At 66.0% G+C, this 20988-nt stretch carries 19 protein-coding genes; 12 read left to right on the top strand and 7 right to left on the bottom strand.

What is annotated here, in order from left to right; all coding sequences use genetic code 11:
• Position 1: 1 nt before the first annotated feature.
• Entirely contained in the window at positions 2 to 1330 is a 1329-nt protein-coding gene (locus ACM9HJ_RS19645; protein WP_416573452.1) for a penicillin-binding protein activator, read from the bottom strand.
• A 16-nt stretch (positions 1331 to 1346) separates the two neighbouring features.
• Between ACM9HJ_RS19645 and rsmI the strand changes: the two genes are divergently transcribed.
• Together rsmI and ACM9HJ_RS19635 are read left to right on the top strand one after the other, a co-directional pair.
• Positions 1347 to 2318 carry a 16S rRNA (cytidine(1402)-2'-O)-methyltransferase gene (gene rsmI / locus ACM9HJ_RS19640; RefSeq protein ID WP_416573451.1) on the top strand — a complete coding sequence of 324 codons (972 nt, stop codon included), beginning with the start codon at positions 1347 to 1349 and terminating at the stop codon, positions 2316 to 2318.
• Positions 2305 to 2685 carry a YraN family protein gene (locus ACM9HJ_RS19635; RefSeq protein ID WP_416573450.1) on the top strand — a complete coding sequence of 127 codons (381 nt, stop codon included), beginning with the start codon at positions 2305 to 2307 and terminating at the stop codon, positions 2683 to 2685. Before rsmI ends, ACM9HJ_RS19635 begins: the two co-directional genes overlap by 14 nt.
• A 5-nt stretch (positions 2686 to 2690) precedes the next feature.
• Here the strand turns inward: ACM9HJ_RS19635 and ACM9HJ_RS19630 are convergent, their stop codons facing one another.
• Positions 2691 to 4013, bottom strand: a complete 1323-nt coding sequence (locus tag ACM9HJ_RS19630) for an RsmB/NOP family class I SAM-dependent RNA methyltransferase (RefSeq protein WP_416573449.1) — start codon at positions 4011 to 4013, stop codon at positions 2691 to 2693.
• 145 nt (positions 4014 to 4158) lie between these two features.
• Here ACM9HJ_RS19630 and msrA point away from each other — a divergent pair, with 145 nt between their 5' ends.
• Positions 4159 to 4668, top strand: coding sequence for a peptide-methionine (S)-S-oxide reductase MsrA (gene msrA, locus ACM9HJ_RS19625; protein ID WP_416573448.1), 510 nt, complete (start codon positions 4159 to 4161; stop codon positions 4666 to 4668).
• A gap of 14 nt (positions 4669 to 4682) precedes the next feature.
• Here msrA and ACM9HJ_RS19620 read toward each other — a convergent pair whose 3' ends face one another.
• The 3 genes from ACM9HJ_RS19620 to typA all read right to left on the bottom strand — a co-directional run bounded on the left by ACM9HJ_RS19620 (position 4683) and on the right by typA (position 7579).
• Positions 4683 to 4994, bottom strand: a complete 312-nt coding sequence (locus tag ACM9HJ_RS19620) for a type II toxin-antitoxin system RelE/ParE family toxin (RefSeq protein ID WP_416573447.1) — start codon at positions 4992 to 4994, stop codon at positions 4683 to 4685.
• Between the two features lie 2 nt (positions 4995 to 4996).
• Positions 4997 to 5242 carry a ribbon-helix-helix domain-containing protein gene (locus ACM9HJ_RS19615; protein ID WP_416573446.1) on the bottom strand — a complete coding sequence of 82 codons (246 nt, stop codon included), beginning with the start codon at positions 5240 to 5242 and terminating at the stop codon, positions 4997 to 4999.
• Positions 5243 to 5752: 510 nt separating this feature from the next.
• On the bottom strand, positions 5753 to 7579 hold the full coding sequence (gene typA, locus ACM9HJ_RS19610) for a translational GTPase TypA (protein WP_416573445.1): 1827 nt from the start codon (positions 7577 to 7579) through the stop codon (positions 5753 to 5755).
• Positions 7580 to 7984: 405 nt separating this feature from the next.
• On the opposite strand from typA, the gene ACM9HJ_RS19605 reads away from it, so the two are divergent.
• Positions 7985 to 9796 carry an autotransporter assembly complex protein TamA gene (locus ACM9HJ_RS19605; protein WP_416573444.1) on the top strand — a complete coding sequence of 604 codons (1812 nt, stop codon included), beginning with the start codon at positions 7985 to 7987 and terminating at the stop codon, positions 9794 to 9796.
• Between the two features lie 10 nt (positions 9797 to 9806).
• Entirely contained in the window at positions 9807 to 14165 is a 4359-nt protein-coding gene (locus ACM9HJ_RS19600; protein WP_416573443.1) for a translocation/assembly module TamB domain-containing protein, read from the top strand.
• A gap of 184 nt (positions 14166 to 14349) precedes the next feature.
• On the opposite strand, the gene ACM9HJ_RS19595 is transcribed toward ACM9HJ_RS19600, so the two are convergent.
• A complete protein-coding gene (locus ACM9HJ_RS19595; protein WP_416573442.1) occupies positions 14350 to 14952 on the bottom strand; it encodes a DUF938 domain-containing protein in 603 nt (200 codons plus the stop codon).
• Positions 14953 to 15106: 154 nt separating this feature from the next.
• Here ACM9HJ_RS19595 and fdxA point away from each other — a divergent pair, with 154 nt between their 5' ends.
• The 6 genes from fdxA to ACM9HJ_RS19565 all read left to right on the top strand — a co-directional run bounded on the left by fdxA (position 15107) and on the right by ACM9HJ_RS19565 (position 18504).
• The gene (gene fdxA / locus ACM9HJ_RS19590; RefSeq protein WP_416573441.1) at positions 15107 to 15439 is read left to right on the top strand and encodes a ferredoxin FdxA; all 333 of its coding nucleotides are present in this window, start codon (positions 15107 to 15109) and stop codon (positions 15437 to 15439) included.
• A gap of 368 nt (positions 15440 to 15807) precedes the next feature.
• Entirely contained in the window at positions 15808 to 16308 is a 501-nt protein-coding gene (locus tag ACM9HJ_RS19585) for a CarD family transcriptional regulator (protein WP_416573440.1), read from the top strand.
• 176 nt (positions 16309 to 16484) lie between these two features.
• The gene (locus tag ACM9HJ_RS19580; protein WP_416573439.1) at positions 16485 to 17303 is read left to right on the top strand and encodes a hypothetical protein; all 819 of its coding nucleotides are present in this window, start codon (positions 16485 to 16487) and stop codon (positions 17301 to 17303) included.
• 68 nt (positions 17304 to 17371) lie between these two features.
• The gene (locus ACM9HJ_RS19575; RefSeq protein ID WP_416573438.1) at positions 17372 to 17650 is read left to right on the top strand and encodes a YciI family protein; all 279 of its coding nucleotides are present in this window, start codon (positions 17372 to 17374) and stop codon (positions 17648 to 17650) included.
• 108 nt (positions 17651 to 17758) lie between these two features.
• Positions 17759 to 18172: an EVE domain-containing protein gene (locus tag ACM9HJ_RS19570; protein WP_416573437.1), complete on the top strand. Its 414-nt coding sequence runs from the start codon at positions 17759 to 17761 to the stop codon at positions 18170 to 18172.
• Entirely contained in the window at positions 18169 to 18504 is a 336-nt protein-coding gene (locus tag ACM9HJ_RS19565; protein WP_416573436.1) for a Rieske (2Fe-2S) protein, read from the top strand. The genes ACM9HJ_RS19570 and ACM9HJ_RS19565 overlap by 4 nt, the downstream gene beginning before the upstream one ends.
• Before the next feature lie 3 nt (positions 18505 to 18507).
• Here ACM9HJ_RS19565 and ACM9HJ_RS19560 read toward each other — a convergent pair whose 3' ends face one another.
• Entirely contained in the window at positions 18508 to 18729 is a 222-nt protein-coding gene (locus ACM9HJ_RS19560) for a hypothetical protein (protein ID WP_416573435.1), read from the bottom strand.
• Positions 18730 to 19018: 289 nt separating this feature from the next.
• Here ACM9HJ_RS19560 and acs point away from each other — a divergent pair, with 289 nt between their 5' ends.
• Positions 19019 to 20959, top strand: a complete 1941-nt coding sequence (gene acs / locus ACM9HJ_RS19555) for an acetate--CoA ligase (protein WP_416573434.1) — start codon at positions 19019 to 19021, stop codon at positions 20957 to 20959.
• Positions 20960 to 20988 lie beyond the last annotated feature (29 nt).

The following is a 20988-nucleotide window of genomic DNA, read 5'->3' as shown; positions in this document are numbered from 1 at the left end:
CTTACGAGGTCGGGGTGGCGGTGGTGACGAAGCTCTGCGGGGCGGGATCGACCTGTGTGGTGCCGGTCCGCGTCACCTCCATCACCGCCAGCCCGCGTTCGGCCGTACCGGTGGGCAGCAGGCGGAAAATGCCCTCGGCCCCGGCGAACCCGTTGGGGTTCATCAGCGACGGCACGGCGAAGCCGCCATTGCGGGCCAGCACCGCCGCCAGCGCCGTGGCGTCATAAGCCAGCGTGGCCAGCCGGTGCGGGCGATAGCCGAAGGCCTGCTGGAACCGCGCCTCGAACATGTCGCGCCCTTCCGGGGCGGGTGCGGCGAACCAGCCGCCGACCAAAGCCCCTTCGCGCCCCAGCCCGCCTTCATCCCACAGGCCGGTGCCCAGCATGCGCACGGGGCCGGGATCGATGTCGAAGAACGGGAACAAGGCCGCCAGCTCGCGCAGCGTCTGCCCGCCCTCGGCAATCAGCACGGCATCAAACGGCAGCGGACCGAACGTGTCGGCATTGGACAGGCGACGCAAGGCGGCCAGTGATTCGGGATCGCCCAGCGTCTGCAGACGGGACCGTTCCGCACCCAGGGCCGCCTGACGCTGGTCGAAATCCGACAGGCGCTTGACCAGTTCGGTCAGGTTGGTGGCGCCGGCCGTATAGCGTTCGACCTTGGTGACGCTGCCCCCGGCCTGTTCCGCCGCCTCACGCAACGCGGAAACGGCGGCATCGCCATAGGGGGTGGAGGGGGCGACCACGCCGAAGCGCAGCAGCCCGCGCGCCACCGACAGGCCGACGACGCGGCGCACCTGCTCATGCGGCTGGAACCCCAGGGTCCAGACATTGCCGCCGGCGACGTTCCAGTCGCTGGAGAAACTCAGCACCGACAGGCCGGCCTGGGCCGCCACCGGTTTCACGGCGGCGGCTTCCGCCCCGAACAGCGGCCCCAGCAGGATGCCGGCCCCTTCCTCCACCAGCCCCTGGGCCGCCGTGGCGGCGATGCCGGGACTGCCCTGGGTGTCGCGCGGCAGCAGGGTGAATTTCTCATCCCCCAGGTCGAACAGGGCCAGCTGTGCGGCGTCCAGCATCGACTGGCCCAGCGCGGCATTGGCGCCGGACAAGGGCAGCAGCAGGCCGACGCGCACCTTGTCATCCTTGGGCGCCACCGGTTCGGCCACCGGCGGCGGCGTGACGGGTGGGGGGGCTACCACCTGCGGCGGGGGTTGCGGGGTGGGGGCCGGGGCCGGTACGCTGCCGGAGCTGGCGCATCCGGCCAGCAGGCCCACGGATGCCGCCAGTGTCACCAGCCACGACGCCCCGCGCCGACCTTCATTCCCACGCATTCGGAACCCCTTCCCCTTGACGTCACCCATCATGGACGACCCGCACGACCCTGACGCCGACCTTGCCGGGGAGTTCCCGGAGGAAGGCGATGACGATGTGGTGGCGCAGCCTAGCGGCAGCGGCGCCATCCGTAAACCGGCGGCCGGGCTTTACATCGTCGCCACCCCCATCGGCAATGCCGGCGACATTACCCTGCGCGCGCTCGACATCCTGCGCGGGGTCGATGCCATCGCGTGCGAGGATACGCGCGTCACCGGCAAATTGCTGCGCCGTTACGGCATCCGCACCCGCATGCTGCCCTATCACGACCATAACGCGGCAAAGATGCGTCCGGTTCTGCTGGACAAGGTGGCCAATGGCCAATCCATTGCCCTGGTGTCCGATGCCGGCACGCCGCTGGTCAGCGATCCGGGCTTCAAGCTGGTGCGCGAGGCGAAGGATCGGGGTCTGGCCCTGACCCATCTGCCCGGTGCCAATGCCGCCATCACCGCCCTGGTCCTGTCCGGCCTGCCCAGCGACCGGTTCCTGTTCGGCGGGTTCCTGCCGTCCAAATCGGCGGCCCGGCGCACGGAACTGGACCTGTTCCGCACCCTGCCCGCCACCCTGATCTTCTATGAATCGGCGCAGCGCCTGGCGGAAATGCTGGGTGATGTGACCGCTTCCCTCGGTGCGCGTGAAGTGGCCGTGGCGCGGGAGCTGACCAAGCTGTTCGAGGAGGTGCGGCGCGGCCCCGCCGCCGAACTGGCCCAGCATTACACGGACAAGGGTCCGCCCAAGGGCGAGGTCGTGGTGGTGGTCGGCCCGCCGGCCGCCGATGCCGCCGCCAATGACGCGGCCGATATGGACAGTCTGCTGCGTCAGGCGCTGACCGGCGGGATGAGCGTGCGCGATGCCGCCGCCCATGTCGCCACCATCACCGGCCAGCCCAAGAAGCAGGTCTATGCACGGGCTTTGCAGCTCGGGACGGGGGGCGATGACCCGGCGTGAGCGCATCGACCGGCGGCGTGCCGAACGGCTGGGCCGCATCGCCGAATGGCTGTGCTGCCTGGTGCTGTGGCTGAAGGGCTATCGCGTCCTGGCCACCCGCCTGCGCCTGCCGGTGGGAGAGGTCGACATCATCGCCACCAAGCGCGGCGTGGTGGCGGTGGTGGAGGTGAAGGCGCGGCGCAACATGGTGCTGGCGCTGTCGTCATTGCCACGGGTCAGCTGGCGCCGGCGCTATGCCGCCATCAGCCAGTTCGTGGCCCAGCGCCCGCATCTGGCCCATCATGCCATCCGGTTCGATCTTATGGCGGTGCTGCCTAGGCGGTTGCCCCGGCATGTGAAGGATGTGTGGCGGATGGAGGGGCCGTAGGGCGGTTACGAGACCCGCCGCAGCCGCGCGGCGAAGAACCCGTCCATGCCGCCGATTTCCGCCAGATGGCCCGGCGTGCAGCGCACGTAACCATCCGCCGTGACCAGATCGGCCAGCCCCCCGACCTCGTCCGCCGTCACCGGCACCACCTGCATTTCCGGCCGGCGGTAGAGCAGGTTGGTGATCTGGTTCTCGCCCTCTTCGGGCTGGAGCGAGCAGGTGCAATAGACCAGGGTGCCACCGGGCTTCAGCATGTCGACGGCGCGGTAGAGCAGGCGGGACTGGATGCGGCCCAGCTTCTCCACATCCTCTTCCGATTTCAGCCGCGCCACGTCGGGATGGCGGCGGATGGTGCCGGTGGCAGAACAGGGCGCGTCCAGCAGCACGGCATCGACGGGCGCGTCGGGGCGCCATTCGGTGGCATCGGCCACGATCGTCGCCACCTGCGCTCCCAGGCCGAGGCGCTGCATATTCTCCGTCAGGCGGACCAGCCGCTTGTCCGACCGGTCCACGGCGGTGACGCGCGCGCCGGCAGCCGCCAGCTGTGCGGTCTTGCCGCCAGGGGCGGCGCACAGGTCGATAGCGTCCAGGCCCTTGAGATCACCGAACAGCCGGGCGGGGATGGAGGCGGCGGCATCCTGCACCCACCAGCCGCCCTCGTCGAAGCCGGACAGTTCCGTCACCTGCCCGCCGGCGGCGCGGCGCAGGCTGCCGGTGGGCAGCGCCTCGGCCTCCAGACGTTCAGCCCAGGCGGCCGCATCACCCTTGACGGTGATGTCCAATGGGGCTTCGGCCAGATGGGTGTCAACGATGGCGCGGGTCAGCGCCGTGCCGTAGGCCTTGCGCCAGGACAGCCACAGCCAGTCGGGCGTGTTCAGGCGGCCGGGGTCCTGCGCCGCCAGGATAGCATCGCGTTCCCGGTCCAGCCGGCGCAGCACGGCATTGATCAGGCCCTTGTAGGGATGCTGCTTGCGCGCCACCGCCAGTTCCACGGCCGTATCGACGGCGGCATGGGCGGGCGTGCCCAGGAACAGCAACTGGGCGGCACCCAGACGCAGGATGTCCTGCACCACGGCCTTCAGCTGCTGGCCCTGCTTGTTCAAGGTGGACTGGATGGCGGCGTCGATCTGGCCCAGCCGGCGCAGCGTGGTGGCGACCAGCAGGCGCACGAAGGCGCGGTCGCGCGACTCCAGCGCCCGCAGGGCGCGGCTGGCATCCCAGGCGTCATCGAACGGCACGCGCTTGGCCAGCACGTTGAACAGAAGGTCAAGGGCAGCGCCGCGCGTGGCGAGCGCGCTGTCGGCCGGGCTGGTGGTCGCATCATTCATGGCGTGGGGGTTTACCTTGACACGCCGCTCTTGTCGAACGCCGATGACGCAAAGGTGCCCCATGACCCGCGCGCCCGGCACTGGACTTCGATGCCGGACATCACCAAATCTACCGTCCGAGCGAAACGCTGATAAGGAAGAGATCATGGCAATCGAACGCGCCATCCTGGCGGGCGGGTGCTTCTGGGGCATGCAGGACCTGATCCGCAAGGTGCCGGGCGTCGTGGGCAGCCGCGTCGGCTATACCGGCGGCGATCTTGCCAATGCCACCTACAAGGACGTGAAGACCGGCCGCACCGGCCATGCCGAAGCCATCGAGATCAGCTTCGATCCCGAGAAGCTGACCTATCGCCGCCTGCTGGAATTCTTCTACCAGATCCACGACCCGACGACCTTGAACCGCCAGGGCAACGATATCGGCAGCCAGTACCGCTCCGCCATCTTCGTGGAAAACGCCGCCCAGGCCGAAACCGCCCGCCATGTGAAGGCGGAAGTGGATGAAAGCGGCCGTTGGCCGGGGAAAGTGGTGACCGAGATCACCGATGCCGGCCCGTTCTGGGAAGCGGAGGATTTCCATCAAGATTACCTGGAGCGCACCCCCAACGGCTATACCTGCCACTGGGTGCGGCCGGATTGGGTGCTGGACGGGCGGTGAGGAACGGTCGGCTCTCAACCGCCTTTTCCAAGGAAGGCTGCCAAGTCGCGGCGCCCCTCAACGACATTGACGATCAGCAAGCGGTCTGGCTCGTACCGGAACAGAATCACATAACCCTGGAAAGGGAAGCTGCGTAGACCGGGGGCAAGTTCATCCCTAGGCCGGCCCAGCGTTCCCCGGAGCTCCGCAAGCTTCTGACACTGTTCTCTCAAAAGCTGAACATAGCGCAGGCCCGCGCGGTCGTCGCATGAGCGCTGGCTTATGAAGCGCAGGATGGCGGTGAAGTCGCGTGCCGCAGCGTGGCTGTAAGCAAGACGGCGTAGCATGTTCACTGCGCCGTCTGCACCATCCTGTCCATTTCTGCCTTCAAGAGAAGGTCCAGCTCCCCATCCGACAGATCCCCTCCTTCCGCCAGAGAGGCTTGGACCATGGCCCGCAAGGATTGGAGCTGCTCCCGCTGGGCCAGCAGCAGGTTCAGCGCTTCCGCCACCACTCCATCCGGGCTATCGAAGCCGCCCGATGCCATTTCGTCCGCAATGAAACGGGCCCAGCGATCATTGACCGATATTTGCATGGTTTCACGCCTCCGAAGCTCATGCTTTCAGGTTTGAGCTTGTCACGTTTCGCCAAACAGATGAAGTGGGGAGCCCACTCTGAAAATGGGCAATCCAATTTGATGGGAAAATCTAGGCTCACACCCTTGGTGCATGAGACCATGATCCCAAACCGACAACAACGCAGTATGTTCTCCCAGCTATCTGTCAGGAGAGTCGGCAATGCATCGTCGTGTGAAGCAACGTAGATCTTTGCTGGACTTCGATCAACACATGCATGAGGTGCCATGCACACATTGCGGGAGAAGCTACAAAATCCCTGGAAAGGATATAAAAAATCAAAAATACATCATATGCAGCGCATGCAATAACCCAAATATACTCCAGGAAAAGGATGTTATTTTGGCTCAAAGGAAATTTTCAGGATTTTTGATTTCCATACAACGTCTCTACAACAGTTAAACGCCACTCAAACGAAAAAGGGAGGCCCGGTCGCCCAGGCCTCCCCCTTCAACTCTCACCCGAACCGATCAGCCGGCTTCGGCCTGACGCTCGGCGCGCTTGCGGTCGTTCGGGTCCAGCAGCTTCTTGCGCAGACGGATCGACTTCGGCGTAACCTCCACCAGCTCGTCGTCCTGGATGTAGGACAGGGCCTTTTCCAGGGCCATGCGGATGGGCGGCGTCAGGACGACGGCTTCATCCTTGCTGGTGGTGCGGATGTTCGTCAGCTTCTTGCCCTTCTGAACATTGACCTCCAGGTCGTTCTCGCGGGTGTGCTCGCCGACGATCATGCCCTCATAGACCTTCCAGCCGGGCTCGATCATCATCGGGCCGCGATCTTCCAGGTTCCACAGGGCGTAGGCAACGGCCTCACCCTCGGCGTTGGAGATCAGCACGCCGTTGCGGCGGCCGGGGATCGCGCCCTTGTACGGGGCGTAATCGTGGAACAGGCGGTTGATGACGCCGGTACCACGCGTGTCGGTCAGGAACTCGCCCTGATAACCGATCAGGCCACGCGACGGGACATGGAACACCAGGCGGACCTTGCCGGCACCCGACGGACGCATTTCCAGCATCTCGCCCTTGCGCTCGGCGATCTTCTGCACGACGACGCCGGAGAATTCCTCGTCCACGTCGACGACGACTTCCTCGATCGGCTCCAGACGCTGACCGGTGGTGGCGTCGGTCTTCATCACCACGCGCGGGCGGGAGATCGACAGCTCGAAGCCCTCGCGGCGCATCGTCTCGATCAGGATGCCCAGCTGAAGTTCGCCGCGGCCGGCAACCTCGAACGCGTCGGCATTCTCGGTCTCGCGGATGCGCAGGGCGACGTTGCCTTCGGCTTCGCGCATCAGGCGGTCGCGGATCATGCGGCTGGTGACCTTGTCGCCTTCGCGACCGGCCAGCGGGCTGTCATTGACCGAGAAGGTCATGGCCAGCGTCGGCGGATCGATCGGCTGGGCCGGCAGGGCGGTGTCAACGCTGGTATCGACGATGCTGTCGGCGACCGTGGTCTTGACCAGGCCGGCGATGGCGACGATGTCACCGGCCTGCGCCTCGTCAACCGGCACGCGCTCCAGGCCGCGGAAGGCCAGGACCTTCGACGCGCGACCCTGCTCGATCAGCTTGCCGTCACGCGACAGCGACTTGATCGACATGTTGGTCTTGACGCGGCCGGACTGGATGCGGCCCGTCAGGATGCGGCCCAGATAGGGGTTGGCTTCCAGGGTGGTGGCCAGCATGGTGAACGGCTCGTCCACGCTGCCGACCTTGGGGGCCGGGACGTGGTTGACGATCAGCTCGAACAGCGGGGTCAGGTCCTTGCGCTCGTCATTCAGGTCGACGACGGCCCAGCCGTTGCGGCCCGAGGCGAACAGGGTGGGGAAGTCCAGCTGCTCGTCGCTGGCGTCCAGCGAGGCGAACAGGTCGAAAATCTCGTTATGCACTTCGTCGGGACGGGCGTCCTGGCGGTCGATCTTGTTGACGACGACCATCGGGCGCATGCCCAGCTTCAGGGCCTTGCCCAACACGAACTTGGTCTGCGGCAGCGGGCCTTCGGCGCTATCCACCAGCAGGCAGACGCCGTCCACCATGTTCAGGATACGCTCCACCTCGCCGCCGAAATCGGCGTGGCCCGGCGTGTCGACGATGTTGATACGGACGTCGTTCCAGACAACGGACGTGCACTTGGCCAGGATCGTGATGCCGCGCTCACGCTCCAGGTCGTTGCTGTCCATGGCGCGCTCGGCGACCTGCTGGTTTTCACGGAAAGTGCCGGACTGCTTCAACAGCATGTCCACCAGAGTGGTCTTGCCGTGGTCGACGTGGGCGATGATGGCGATGTTGCGCAATTGCATGGTACGGTCCTGCGTGCCTGGTGCTGGTCGCGCGCCGCCCAATAGACCAGGTCCGCCGGATCGGGGTTCGCGCATGAAAAACGCCCGGCCACCCTGTCGAACCGCCTTTGGGGGCGGGAACTGGGTGGCCGGGCTGTTATCGCGGCGCAATATAATCGCATCGCGGCGCATCGGGTAGGGCGCAGAAGGTGGGGCAGCCCTGCGTCCGGGCTGCCGAAATTAATATTCCCGCAATGACTTGGGCCTCTGACACGTGTTCCCTCAGGCGCCGGGCGGCGGCATCCGGCCTCCAATCCGCCAAAGGTCGAGCCTTCGGCAGATTGGTATAACACCAAAGCGCCTGGCCTTTACCCCTGGCAACCCGCCCCCGCCCCATGCCACCATGACGGCAACCGGGGGAGGATAATGAGCCAAGGCAGATGGCGTATCTGGATGTTGTCGGCGGCGGCCAGCATGGCCGCACTGCCCGCCCATGCCCAGGAAACGAAATACGAAGTGTCGATCCAGGGGGTGGAGGATCAGCCGCATCTGTCCCGCCTGTTGCATGAGGTGTCGAGCCTGCTGGAACTGAAGAACCAGCCCCCGCCCAGCCCTATCGGCCTGGGACGGCGCGCCGATGCCGACCTGGACCGGTTCCGCGCCGCGCTGCGGTCGGAAGGCTATTACGACGCCATCGTCAATGCCGAGATCGACGTGGATGTGGTACCCGCCAAGGTATTGATCCTGGTGGAGGAAGGGGCGCGCTACAAGATCACGCGCGTGGCCCTGACGGCACCCGACGGCGCCACATTGCCCAAGGGCGCGCCGCTGGCCGAGGCGCTGGGCCTGGATATCGGGTCGCCGGCCCGGGCACCCGCCGTGGTCGATGCCGAGGGCCGCATCCTGCCGCGGCTGGCCGAACAGAGCTATGCCTATGCCAAGCTGCTGGACCGCGAGCTGGTGGTGGACCATGCGGTGCAGGGCATGGATGTCACCTATATTGTCGATGCGGGGCCGGAGGTGAAGTTCGGCGAGGTGACGTTCAACGGGCTGAGCGAGGTGAACGAGCGCGCCGCCCGCCGCCGCCTGCCCTGGCGCACGGGCGATGTCTATCACCCCGCCGCCATGGAGGAAGGGCGCGAGGCCCTGGCCAATCTGGGCGTCTTCTCCTCCGTCCGGCTGCGGCTGGCGGACGAGCCGACGGCGGAGAACCAGGCCCCGGTCATTGTCGATCTGGCCGAGCGGGAGATGAACTATGTCGGCTTCGGCACCGATTACGGGACCGAGGACGGGTTCGGCGCCAATGCCTATTGGGGCGACCGCAACCTGATGGGCAATGCGGAAAAGCTGCGCGTGGATGCCTCCATCGCCGGCATTTCCCGCCGGGGTGAGACCAGCGCCAGCGATTTCGACTATCGCCTGGCCACCACCTATCAGCAGCCCGATTTCCTGTCGCGCCGGCAGTCCCTCAACCTGTCGGCCGAGGCATTGTCGGAACGGCCCGATGCCTATCGCCGCAAGGCGGTGGTGGTGACGGCGGCGGTGGAACGGCAGCTGGCCAAGGGGTTGAAGGCCAGCCTGGGCATCACCGCCGAACAGTCGCATATCAAGGAAAACACCCAGACCACCAAGAACACCCTGGTCGGCATCCCCGCCGCCATCACCTGGGACAAGTCGAACAATCTGCTGAACCCCACCAAGGGCTTCCGCCTGTCGGGTGCCGTCACCCCCTATCTGGCGGCGCTGGGCGACAGCAGCAGCTTCGCCATCGCCCGGGTGGGCGGCAGCGGCTATTTCGACTTCAGCGACAATGGCAAGTATGTCGCCGCCCTGCGCGGTGTCTATGGCGCGGTGATCGGCGGCGGGCTGCTGGACGTGCCGGCCGACAAGCGTTTCTTCGCCGGCGGCGGCGGGTCGATCCGCGGCTATGGCTATCAGGAGGTGGGGCCGCGCGACGCGCAGGGTGAACCGCTGGGCGGCGTATCGCTGCTGGAAATGTCGGCCGAAATGCGGGTGATGGTGACGGATGAGATCGGGGTCGTGCCCTTCATTGATGCCGGCAATGTCTATACGACGGAATATCCCAAGCTGGGCCAGGGGTTGCGCTATGCCGCCGGCATCGGCGGCCGTTACCTGACGGTAATCGGCCCCATCCGTCTGGACGTGGCCGTACCGCTGAACAAGCGCGACGGGGACAAGTCGTTCCAGTTCTACATTTCCATCGGCCAGGCATTCTAAGGGGGCGGCGATGGACAAGACGACAAACATGCGCGCCATCCTGATCTGGATCGCCGCCGGGCTGGCGGGGCTGGTGGCCCTGGTGCTGCTGATCGCCGTGTCGTCCGGCATCTGGCTGGCTACGCCGTCGGGCCGCGACTTCGTGCTGGCCCAGGCCCAGAGCAACGTGCCGGGGCTGGTAGCGGAGGGGGCGAGCGGGTCGGTGTTCGACCTGCGCCTGGCCCGTCTGACCATGGCGGATGCCAATGGCGTCTGGCTGACGGTGACCGACGCGCATCTGGCCTGGAACCCCTGGCCCCTGTTCTCCCGCACCCTCAGTATCGACACGCTGACCGCCACCAGCGTCGACGTAGCGCGACAGCCCTTGCCGCAGCCGGAAGACCCCAACGATACCGGCGCCCTGCCCCAGCTGCCGGTCTCCGTCCATGTGGCGGAACTGGCGCTGGCAAAGGTCAATCTGGGCGCGGAACTGCTGGGCGGCAGCCCGGCCGTACTGACCGTGGCCGGACAGGCCAAGCTGCCGGCCGGCGAGTTGGGCGGGGCCGGGACGCTGGACATCAAGCGTATCGATGACCGGCCGGGCACCCTGACCGTCGCCGGTGCCTATGTCGCCGGTCGCCGCCTGACCCTGGCGGTGGAGGCCACGGAGCAGGGCAATGGCCTGCTGGCGGAGATGCTGGACATTCCCGGCCGCCCCCCCGTTACCCTGACCCTGAAGGGTGAAGGGCCGCTGACCGACTGGACCGGCAGCGCCACGGCCAAGGCAGGCGATGTGGTCGATGCCAAGGCGGAATTCCGCATCCGCCCTTCGGGATCGAAGCTGACCTTCGGCCTGGACCTGTCGGGCAATATGCAGGCGATGCTGCCGCCGGCGATCCGGCCGCTGGTCGGGCCGGACCTGCGCATCGGGGCCGGCGGCCTGATCGATCCGGGCGTGAAGCTGGCGCTGGACGGCGTCGGCATCAGTGCCGCCTTCGGTAAAATCTCCGGCGGCGGCGCCTTCGACATCAAGACCCGCGCCATCAATGTCGGCGCCTGGGTGGAACTGCCCGACGGCGCCATCCTGGCGCCGCTGACGGCACCGGCCAGCCTGGGTGCTGCACGCGGCAGCATCACCTTGACCGGTACACCAGAGGTGCCGCAGGTAGCCACCGACCTGACCCTGGACAATGTCGGCCTGCCCGACCTGCTGCTGAAAAGCATGGGCGTGAAGCTGGTGACCAAGGGGCTGGACCCGGTGGAGGTGATCGGTGATGTCCGGATGGAAGGCGCCAGTGGCCCGCTGGCCGCCCTGACCGGACCCAAGGCCGATCTGGCCGCCGAACTGACCCTCACCCCGGCCAAGGGCGGCATCACTATCGCCAAGGCCGGCTTCATCGGTACCGCCGTATCGGCCACGGCCAGCGGGGCGCTGACCGGCTGGGGCAAGGATGGCGAGATGGTGCTGACCCTGTCAGCCCGCGATCTGGCGCCCCTGTCGGGGCTGGCCGGGCGCAAGCTGGCCGGATCGCTGGCGGTGGAGGGCAAGCTGCGCCGCACGGGCGGGCAGACGGCGCTGGTGGTGGAGGGCGAAGGCAAGGAACTCGCAGCCGGCATTCCGGCCCTGGATCCGCTGTTGATTGGCACCACGGCGATCTTCGCCGATGTCGCGGTGAGCGAGGAGATGCTGCTGCGCCGCCTGTCGCTGACCAACCCGCGCCTGAAGGTGGGGGGTGAGGGGCGGTACGGCCCCAAGGGCATTGGCGCCGATCTGGCGGCGGAGGTGGCGGACCTGTCCTATCTGTCCCCCGCCCTGGGCATCCAGGTCGCCGGTGGGGTCACCGCCCGGCTGAAAAGCCCGTCGCCCGACACGCTGGTGCTGGAGATTGCCGGCGACGGGCTGGTGGTGGATGGGCTGCAACTGGTCGATACCAAGCTGGACGCGCAGATGGCCGGCCTGCCCCGGGCGCCCAAGGGCCGGGTGGCCCTGGAAACCAGCCTGAATGGCCAGCGCATAGCGCTCAGCAGTGGCATCGCGCATAGCGGATCGACCCTGTCGCTGAACGGGATCGATGCGGTTATCGGCCTGAACAAGATCGGCGGCGATCTGGAACTGGATACGGCCACGGGTCTGGCCAGCGGCGAGCTGGCGGGCACCATCCCCGACCTGGGCATCCTGGCCTTCATTGCCGGAGACGAGGTCTGGGGCAATGGCACGCTGTCGGTGCAGCTGTCCCACGCCAGGGGCCAGCAATCGGCGGAGGTGAAGGCGGATTTCAAGGAGCTGTGGCGGCGTTGGCATGGGCAGAAGGTGGGGGCGATCAATCTGGCCGCCCGGCTGGACGGAGCGGCCAAGACGCCCAATGTCGATGCCGGCTTCACCATCAGCGGCATCGATGCCGGCACCCTGGACCTGGACAAGATCACCGGTTCGGCCAAGGGGCCGCTGACGGCCGTGGCCCTGGGCTTCGACCTGTCGGGCAAGCGCGGGTCGTCGCCCGTGAAGCTGGCCATGCAGGGCCAGTTGGCCACGGGTGCCAAGGACGGTATCAGCCGCCTGGGCCTGGGCAGTCTGTCGGGCGCCTATGCCGACACGGAATTCCGGCTAGCCAATCCTGCCAACCTGTCCTTCGGCAATGGGGTCGTGGGTGTGCAGGGCTTGGTTCTGCTGGCCGGCGATGCAAGGCTGGAGGCGAATGCCGACATGTCGCCCAAGGGGCTGGGCGGGCAGGTGTCGCTGACCCGGCTGCCGCTCAACTGGGTGCGGCTGATCGATCCGACCCTGACGCTGTACGGTCATCTGGACGGCACGGCCAGCCTGTCGGGCACGGTCACCGACCCCAGGGGCAATCTGAACCTGAAATTGTCGGAATTCGCCCTGGCGCCACAGGTGCTGAAAGGCCCGTCGCCGCTCGGCGCCACCCTGACCGCCGATTGGCAGAAGGGGCGCGTGGCGCTGATCGCCCGTATCGACAGTGCCGGATCGGGCGTGGGCCTGTCCGGCCGCGCCGACCTGCCGCTGGAGATGCAGGGGGCGGTGACCAACATCGCCGTGCCCACAGACAAGCCGATCAGCGGCCGGCTGGAGGGCAATCTGGCGCTGCGCCGGCTGGACGATCTGCTGGCCACCACTGGCGACCGGCTGGGCGGGCAGATGGTGCTGGACCTGACGCTGGGCGGCACGCTGGCGGCGCGGGAGCTGACCGGCACCGTGAAGCTGGACAATGCCCGGTATGAGAACCAGCGCTGGGGCACCCTGATCACCGATATCCAGGCGGTGCTGAAGGGCGATCCCCAAGGTCTGGCCATCGAGAAGTTCGAGGGCAAGACGCCCGGCGGCGGTACCGTCGGCCTGTCGGGCAGCTTCGGCTTCCGTCCCGAACTGGGCGACAAGCAGATCGACCTGCACCTGACCGCCAAGCGGGCCAAGCTGGCCGGCATCGACATGGTGGAGGCCTTTGCCGGCGCCGACATCACGGTGACCGGCAAGCCCAGCGACATGACCATCGCCGGGCGTGTGGATGTGGCCGAGGCCCATATCCGTATCCCCGACAAGCTGCCACCCACGGTGGTGGAGGTGAAGGTCAAGGAGATCAACCATCCTCGCCGTGTGCCGCCACCGGGGGCGGTCAGCAGTGCCGATGCCAAGGCGGTGGGGGCCGAAGCGCCGTCCATCGTCGTCATCCGCCTGAATATCGATGTCGAGGCACCCAACCAGATCTATATCGGCGGGCGCGGGCTGGATGCAGAACTGAAAGCCTCGCTGAAGCTGCGTGGAACCACCGCCACGCCGCTGCTGTCGGGCAATGTCGCGCTGGTCAAGGGTGAGATGGGGCTGCTGGGCCAGACCTTCGCGCTGAACCGGGCCAATGTCACCTTCCTGGGCGATGGCAGCTTCGATCCGTCTTTGGATGTGGAGGCGCAGACCCAGCGCGGCGACCTGACCGCCATCGTCACCGTCACCGGCCGCCCGTCCAAGCCGACGGTCAAACTGTCCTCCCAGCCACCTTATCCGGAGGATGAGGTGCTGGCCCGGCTGCTGTTCAACCGTGGTGCGGGGCAGCTGTCGGCGCTGGAGGCGGTGCAGTTGGCGCAGTCGGCGGCGCAACTGTCGGGCCTTTTCGGCGGCGGGCCGGGCTTTGTTGACAACGTGAAACGCTCGCTGGGCGTGGACCGGCTGGAATTCCGGGGCAGCGAGGACGGGTCGGGTGCCGGCACCGTCGCCGCCGGCCGCTATATCGGCGACAATATCTATGTCGGCGTGGAACAGGAGCTGGGCACCGGCCAGAGCAAGGCCACGGTGGAATATGGCATCACCGACCATATCAAGGCGCGCGGCGAGGTCGGCACCGAGAGCAAGGTCGGCGTGCAGTTCCAGTGGGATTATTGAGGGGGGGGGATCCAGGCAAGTCTGGGTGAGAGGCTTCAGCCCTCTCTACCGTCATCCTCGCGCATGCGGGGATCCAGCATGAGGCGCGGTTAGCGCCGATAAGACTCATATCGCGGCAGACGCCGCTTATGCTGGATCCCCGCTTTCGCGAGGATAACGGTAGTGCTTGTTGGACCCCTCAACCTCAACCCTCCCGCCGGAACACCAGTGTCAGGTTGTTGGCCGGCATCAGGATCACCGTCGGTTCCCCGAACCCATGGCCGGCAGCCAGTTCCGCCACCGCCTCCAGGTCGCGCACGCCCCAGGCCGGGTTGCGTGCCTTCAGGTCGGCGTCGAAGGCGGCGTTGCTGTCGGCGGTGTGCGCCCCATCCCGCTTGTAGGGACCATAGAGGCAGAGCGGGGCATCCGGCCGCAGTAGTTTCGCCGCCCCGGCGAACAGGCCCAGCGCCGCCGACCAGGGTGCGATATGGATCATGTTGACGCACAGGATGGCATCGGGCGTCAGATCGGGCCAGCTTGCGGGATCGGAGGCGTCCAACTGAAGCGGCGGGCGGATATTGGCCACCCCTTCGGTCCAGGCGCGGATGCTGGCGCGCGCGCCTGCGTCGGGATCGCTGGGCTGGATGGTCAGGCCGGGAAGGTTTTCCGCCAGGAAAACGGCATGTTCCCCGCTGCCGCTGGCGATTTCCAGCAGCAGGCCCGTGGCGGGCAGATGCGGGCGCAATGCGTCGAGCAGCGGCTGGCGGTTGCGCGCCGTGGCGGGCGCGTGGCGTTTCTCATCAATCATCTTCAGCCCATCCGTAATAATCTTACGTCTCAGCCCAACGGCCCGTGCATGTCCGCTGATACCATGGAAGCAGTTGCGCCCGCTGCCCGGATTGTCTACCTCTCCCATCAGGTAAACCCCCATACCGCGCGCGGCAGTTCGTTGGAGTCCAGGCATGCCCTACGTCGTTACCGAGGCCTGCATCAAGTGCAAGTACACCGACTGCGTGGAAGTCTGTCCCGTCGACTGCTTCTACGAGGGTGAGAACACGCTGGTCATCCATCCCGACGAATGCATCGATTGCGGCGTGTGCGAGCCGGAATGCCCGGCCGAGGCTATCCTGCCCGACACCGATCCGCGGGCCGAGGAATGGCTGGCCATGAACCGCGAATATGCCGGCATCTGGCCCAACATCAACCGCCGCAAGGACGCGCTGCCCGACGCCGACGCCTGGAAGAACGTGCCCGACAAGTTCGCCCAGCATTTCAGCCCCAAGCCGGGGAAGTAACAAGGCGTGTGACCCGCGATGGAAGGATTGTTTCCTGCCTGTCGCGGGCGTCCAGCGGTGCGGATATTGACCGTTGGTTAAGAAGAATCCGCCCTGCCCATGCGATGGGCGCATGACCGACATAACGCGCCCTGCGCGGAACCAATGGCGAACAGTGCGTTCCGCCTCTGTCATGTTGGCGTAACATCGACTATATTCAGTTCAGCGAGGATCGGCACGGCGCCCGTGAACGTGGCTTGATGTGCCGACCGCTTTCGCCATCGCAGCGTTTCGAGTGAGCGGTCCCGCCGCCTGTGCGGTCGGGGCCCCAGTCATTTTTGTTCCCTTGGGTGCCTTAAGCCCCGCGCGGAAAAAGAGAGCAACCGAACATGTCCGAAAGCCTAGATTTCACCACCGGGGATCACGTTGTCTATCCGGCCCACGGGGTTGGTCAGATTATCGGGATCGAAACCCACAGCATCGCCGACATGAGCGTGACGCTGTACGCCATCCAGTTCGAAAAGGAACGGATGACGCTGAAGGTTCCCGTGGCGAAGGCCAAGGCCTCCGGCCTGCGCCGCCTGTCCACCAAGGACCGGATCAAGGCCGCCATGGAGACCCTGCAGGGCCCCAGCAAGATCAAGCGCATCATGTGGAGCCGCCGCGCCCAGGAATATGAAGCGAAGATCAATTCCGGCGACCCGGTCTCCATCGCCGAGGTCGTGCGCGACCTGTATCGCGGCGAGGACCAGTCCGACCAGTCCTACAGCGAGCGGCAGATCTATCATGCCGCCCTGGAGCGTCTGGCCCGTGAGCTGGCCGTCGTCGAGATGATCGATGAGCGCAAGGCCACCGAGAAGCTGGAAGCCGTGCTGAGCAAGGCGGCCTGATCTCTAATCTCTAGTGGTGCCCGGCGCGAAAGGGCTACAACCACTAGATCAAGCATACCGCTGTCAAAAATGCGGAATATTTAGTATTAAGAGGCGTTCACCCTGTGAACGCCTCTTTTTTTGCGCCGCGGTACGCCCTACACTGGCGCGACCCTGTGAAACCTGCCGGACCGCCAATGTCGGATGACCGCAAATATGCCCTGCTGGGCCGCCCGCGCCGCGTGTGGGCGGTGGGTGCGGTGCATGGCGAGGCGACGCGGCTGGCGGCCCTGCATGACGATGTCGGCAAGCGGTTCCAGCCCGGCGACCGGCTGGTTTATCTGGGCAACATGATCGGGCGCGGCACGGCCGTGCGCGAGACGGTGGAGGAGTTGCTGTCCTTCCGCCGCCAGATCCTGGCCATGCGCGGCGTGGTGGTCACCGACATCACCTATCTGCGCGGCGGGCAGGAGGAGATGTGGCACAAGCTGTTGCAGCTGCAATTCGCGCCCGACCCGGCCGCCGTGCTGAAATGGATGGTCGATCAGGGGCTGGAAGCGACCTTGGCCGCTTATGGCGGCAATGCCCAGCACGGGCTGGCATCGGCCCGCGACGGGGCCGTGACGCTGGCCCGCTGGACAGCGGAACTGCGCGCCGCCCTGCGCAACGCGCCCGGTCATGACAATCTGCTGAATGCCGTGCGCCGCTGCGCCTATACCAGTGCCGGGGACGGCAGCCCCACGGAGCTGCTGTTCGTCAATGCAGGGCTGGACCCGGCCAAGCCGCTGCATATGCAGGCCGACATCTTCTGGTGGGGCGGCAATAGCTTCGCCCGCATCGCCGAGCCCTATAACGGCTTCCGCCGCGTTGTGCGCGGCTATGACCCCGCCCACGGGCCGGGCCCGACCGTCACCGACTTCACCGCCAGCCTGGATGGCGGGGCCGGGTTCGGCGGACGGCTGATCTGCGCCTGCTTCGCGCCCGACGGGCGGCTCTTGGAACTGGTGGAAGCCTGACGCTGGACGGCAGCGTTCGCCACGGCTAAGCATGGTCGGAAATCAACCGACCGACGGGACCCTTCCCCATGCATTTCGTCCTTGAATGCCATGACAAGCCGAATTCCCTGGAACTGCGTCTGGCCAACCGGCCCACGCATCTGGACTATCTGAACAGCAAGCTGGACCACATCATCATCGCCGGCCCGTTGCTGGACGAGGCCGGCGAAAAGCCGGTGGGCAGCCTGCTGGTCCTCGATTTCCCCGACCGCGCCGCCGCCGAAGCCTTTGCCGCCGCCGATCCCTATGCCATCGCCGGCCTGTTCCAGTCGGTCAGCATCCGGCCCTATCGCAAGGTTCTGCCGTAAGCACCGTAGGTCAGGTCGAGCCGGAGGCGAGCCCTGACAGGAAAGGTTTGCGGCATCAATGTCAGGGCTCGGGCTTCGCCCTCGACCTGACCTACAAGGAACCCATACATGGCCTATTGGCTGGTGAAGTCCGAGCCGTTCAAGTACGCCTGGGACAAGTTCGTTGCCGATGGCCGCACCCATTGGGATGGCGTGCGCAACCATCAGGCGGCCCTGAACCTGAAGAGCATGAAGGTCGGCGACCGCGCCTTCTTCTATCATTCCAACGAGGGGCTGGAGATCGTCGGCATCGCCGAGATCGTCAAGGAAGCCTATCCGGACCCGTCCGATCCGGCTGGCCGCTTCGTCATGGTCGATCTGGCCCCGGTGACCCCAGTCAAGACACCGGTCACACTGAAGCAGATGAAGGCTGATCCTGCCCTGGCGGAGATGCAGCTGATCAAGCAGTCGCGCCTGTCCGTCTGCCCCGTCACCGACGCGCAATGGACGCATATCTGCGCCCTGGCCGGGGTCGCGGCATGAGTGGACATGTCCTGTGCCGTGTGGAGGATATTCCCGACGGCACGGCACGCGGCTTCGATTGGCCCAAGGGCGAGGCGAAGGTGAAGATCCTGGTGGCCCGCAAAGGCGGCCAGGTCTTCGGCTATCGCAATTCCTGCCCGCATGTCGGGGTGGCATTGGAAATGGACCCGGACGATTTCATGAGCATCGACGGCCGATACCTCCAGTGCAGCACGCACGGCGCCCAGTTCCGGGTGGAGGACGGCATGTGCATCATCGGCCCTTGCGCGGGCCGGCCGCTGCGGTCGGTGCCGGTCAGCGTCACGGACGGGGTTATCGCGATCAGCGACTGAGCCCTATCCAGCCTTCCGCATGATTTCCTCGAAGTTTCCCGCTGCCGCGTCAATACGCCGCGACAGGCTGCGCGCCGCCGCGGCGGCGTCAGCAAAGCCGATACCGTCTTCCGGTACGATCGACAGAAGCAGGTTCAGCGTCATCAGGCTGGTGCGCGTGCCCAGCTGCGCCAGGTCGTCCCCAACCCCGCCAACGCCGTCTCCTTCGGGAATCACCCCGTTCATGCCCGCACGCGCCCCCGCTCTGGATGGAACCGGGACCAACCATACCATGCTGTGCAAGCCCCCGCACGCGGTATGGCGGGGCAATGTTTGTCCAGAAAAAACCGTTGAATGCGTCGAAATGCCAACACGACGAATGTACATGTTCCAAACAGGCTGGCCGATGCTTACATAACATTGCGCAAACGGACGGGACCGACAGGCGCGGATGACACCGCCGCCGGCACGCGGTCCCGACAGAGATGAAGGCCGGCGACAGGTACGGCCCGTCAACCTTGGGAGACAAAACGCCATGAGCAGCCCTTCGTTCTTTCCCGTGACGGAAGAGGTGGCCGGCAGGGCCCTGGTCGATGCGGCCACGTACAAATCCATGTATGAGCAGTCGGTCAACGACCCCGATGGGTTCTGGGCCGAGCATGGCAAGCGCATCGACTGGTTCACCCCCTTCACCAAGGTGAAGAACACCAGCTTCGAGGGCAATGTCGACATCCGCTGGTTCGAGGATGGCACCACCAACGTCGCCTATAATTGCGTGGACCGGCACCTGGAAAAGCGCGGCGACCAGACGGCCATCATCTGGGAAGGCGACAATCCGGAGGAGAGCGCCCATATCACCTATCGTGAACTGCACGAAAAGGTGGGGCGTCTGGCCAATGTGCTGAAGGCCCAGGGCGTGCAGAAGGGTGACCGCGTCACCATCTACCTGCCGATGATCCCGGAAGCCGCCTATGCCATGCTGGCCTGTGCGCGGGTGGGGGCGGTCCATTCCATCGTGTTCGGCGGCTTCTCCCCCGACAGCCTGTATGACCGCATCGTCGATTGCGACAGCAAGCTGGTGATCACGGCGGATGAGGGCCTGCGCGGCGGCCGCAAGGTGCCGCTGAAGGCCAATGTCGACAAGGCCCTGGAGCGCGCGCCGGGCGTCACGTCGGTCATCGTGGTCAAGCGCACCGGTGGGGCTGTGGCCTGGAAAGAAGGCCGCGACCACTGGTACCATGATGAGGTGGCCAAGGTTCCAGCCGAGAACAAGCCGGAAGTGATGGGGGCGGAAGACCCGCTGTTCATCCTTTACACCTCGGGCTCCACCGGCAAGCCCAAGGGCGTTCTGCACACGACCGGCGGTTATCTGGTCTATGCGTCGATGACCCACCAGTATGTGTTCGACTATCATGATGGCGACATCTACTGGTGCACGGCCGATGTGGGCTGGGTCACGGGCCACTCCTATATCGTCTATGGCCCGCTGGCCAATGGCGCCACGACCCTGATGTTCGAGGGCATTCCCAATTATCCGTCGGTCAGCCGGTTCTGGGAAGTCATCGATAAGCACAAGGTCAACATCTTCTACACCGCCCCCACCGCCATCCGCGCCCTGATGCGTGAGGGCGAGGGTCCGGTGAAGAAGACCAGCCGTGAGAGCCTGCGTCTGCTGGGCTCGGTGGGGGAGCCGATCAATCCGGAAGCCTGGCTCTGGTACCATTCCGTGGTCGGTGACGGGCGTTGCCCCATCGTCGATACCTGGTGGCAGACGGAGACGGGCGGCATCCTGATCACCCCGCTGCCCGGCGCCATCGGCCAGAAGCCGGGTTCGGCCACCCTGCCCTTCTTCGGCGTCCAGCCGCAGGTGGTGGATAATGAAGGCGCCGTCCTGGAAGGGGCGACGGAGGGCAACCTGTGCATCATCGATAGCTGGCCCGGCCAGATGCGCACGGTGTTCGGCGACCATGAGCGCTTCATCCAGACCTATTTCTCCACCTTCAAGGGCAAGTATTTCACCGGCGACGGCTGCCGCCGGGACGAGGATGGCTATTACTGGATCACGGGCCGCGTCGATGACGTGATCAACGTGTCCGGCCATCGCCTGGGCACGGCGGAGATCGAAAGCGCCCTGGTCGCCCATCCCAAGGTGGCCGAGGCCGCCGTGGTGGGTTATCCGCACGACCTGAAGGGCCAGGGCATCTATGCCTATGTGACGCTGAACGCCGGGGAGGACCCGACGGAGGAGCTGCGCAAGGAGCTGGTGACCTGGGTGCGCAAGGAGATCGGCCCCATCGCCACGCCGGACCTGATCCAGTGGGCGCCGGGCCTGCCCAAGACCCGGTCGGGCAAGATCATGCGCCGCATCCTGCGCAAGATCGCCGCCAACGAGCATGAGGCCCTGGGCGATACCAGCACGCTGGCCGATCCCAACGTGGTCACCGATCTGGTCAGCAGCCGCATGAATCGCGGCTGAGGGTTGGACGGATAAGGACAAGGCGGACA

The organism is Niveispirillum sp. KHB5.9 (assembly GCF_048066115.1).
Taxonomy (GTDB): domain Bacteria; phylum Pseudomonadota; class Alphaproteobacteria; order Azospirillales; family Azospirillaceae; genus Niveispirillum.
The sequence above is the reverse complement of the archived record's forward strand: the minus strand, read 5'-3'. Positions and strand labels throughout refer to the sequence as shown.

What these genes read in the sequence shown, in the direction of transcription:
- ACM9HJ_RS19635 (WP_416573450.1), top strand. Translation starts at nt 2,305, where the DNA reads ATGACCCGGCGTGAGCGCATCGACCGGCGGCGTGCCGAACGGCTGGGC.
- ACM9HJ_RS19615 (WP_416573446.1), bottom strand. Translation starts at nt 5,242, where the DNA reads ATGCAAATATCGGTCAATGATCGCTGGGCCCGTTTCATTGCGGACGAA.
- ACM9HJ_RS19580 (WP_416573439.1), top strand. Translation starts at nt 16,485, where the DNA reads ATGTCGGATGACCGCAAATATGCCCTGCTGGGCCGCCCGCGCCGCGTG.
- typA (WP_416573445.1), bottom strand. Translation starts at nt 7,579, where the DNA reads ATGCAATTGCGCAACATCGCCATCATCGCCCACGTCGACCACGGCAAG.
- ACM9HJ_RS19575 (WP_416573438.1), top strand. Translation starts at nt 17,372, where the DNA reads ATGCATTTCGTCCTTGAATGCCATGACAAGCCGAATTCCCTGGAACTG.
- msrA (WP_416573448.1), top strand. Translation starts at nt 4,159, where the DNA reads ATGGCAATCGAACGCGCCATCCTGGCGGGCGGGTGCTTCTGGGGCATG.
- ACM9HJ_RS19565 (WP_416573436.1), top strand. Translation starts at nt 18,169, where the DNA reads ATGAGTGGACATGTCCTGTGCCGTGTGGAGGATATTCCCGACGGCACG.
- acs (WP_416573434.1), top strand. Translation starts at nt 19,019, where the DNA reads ATGAGCAGCCCTTCGTTCTTTCCCGTGACGGAAGAGGTGGCCGGCAGG.
- ACM9HJ_RS19620 (WP_416573447.1), bottom strand. Translation starts at nt 4,994, where the DNA reads ATGCTACGCCGTCTTGCTTACAGCCACGCTGCGGCACGCGACTTCACC.
- ACM9HJ_RS19630 (WP_416573449.1), bottom strand. Translation starts at nt 4,013, where the DNA reads ATGAATGATGCGACCACCAGCCCGGCCGACAGCGCGCTCGCCACGCGC.
- fdxA (WP_416573441.1), top strand. Translation starts at nt 15,107, where the DNA reads ATGCCCTACGTCGTTACCGAGGCCTGCATCAAGTGCAAGTACACCGAC.
- ACM9HJ_RS19585 (WP_416573440.1), top strand. Translation starts at nt 15,808, where the DNA reads ATGTCCGAAAGCCTAGATTTCACCACCGGGGATCACGTTGTCTATCCG.
- ACM9HJ_RS19605 (WP_416573444.1), top strand. Translation starts at nt 7,985, where the DNA reads ATGAGCCAAGGCAGATGGCGTATCTGGATGTTGTCGGCGGCGGCCAGC.
- ACM9HJ_RS19595 (WP_416573442.1), bottom strand. Translation starts at nt 14,952, where the DNA reads ATGATTGATGAGAAACGCCACGCGCCCGCCACGGCGCGCAACCGCCAG.
- ACM9HJ_RS19560 (WP_416573435.1), bottom strand. Translation starts at nt 18,729, where the DNA reads ATGAACGGGGTGATTCCCGAAGGAGACGGCGTTGGCGGGGTTGGGGAC.
- ACM9HJ_RS19570 (WP_416573437.1), top strand. Translation starts at nt 17,759, where the DNA reads ATGGCCTATTGGCTGGTGAAGTCCGAGCCGTTCAAGTACGCCTGGGAC.
- ACM9HJ_RS19600 (WP_416573443.1), top strand. Translation starts at nt 9,807, where the DNA reads ATGGACAAGACGACAAACATGCGCGCCATCCTGATCTGGATCGCCGCC.
- ACM9HJ_RS19645 (WP_416573452.1), bottom strand. Translation starts at nt 1,330, where the DNA reads ATGCGTGGGAATGAAGGTCGGCGCGGGGCGTCGTGGCTGGTGACACTG.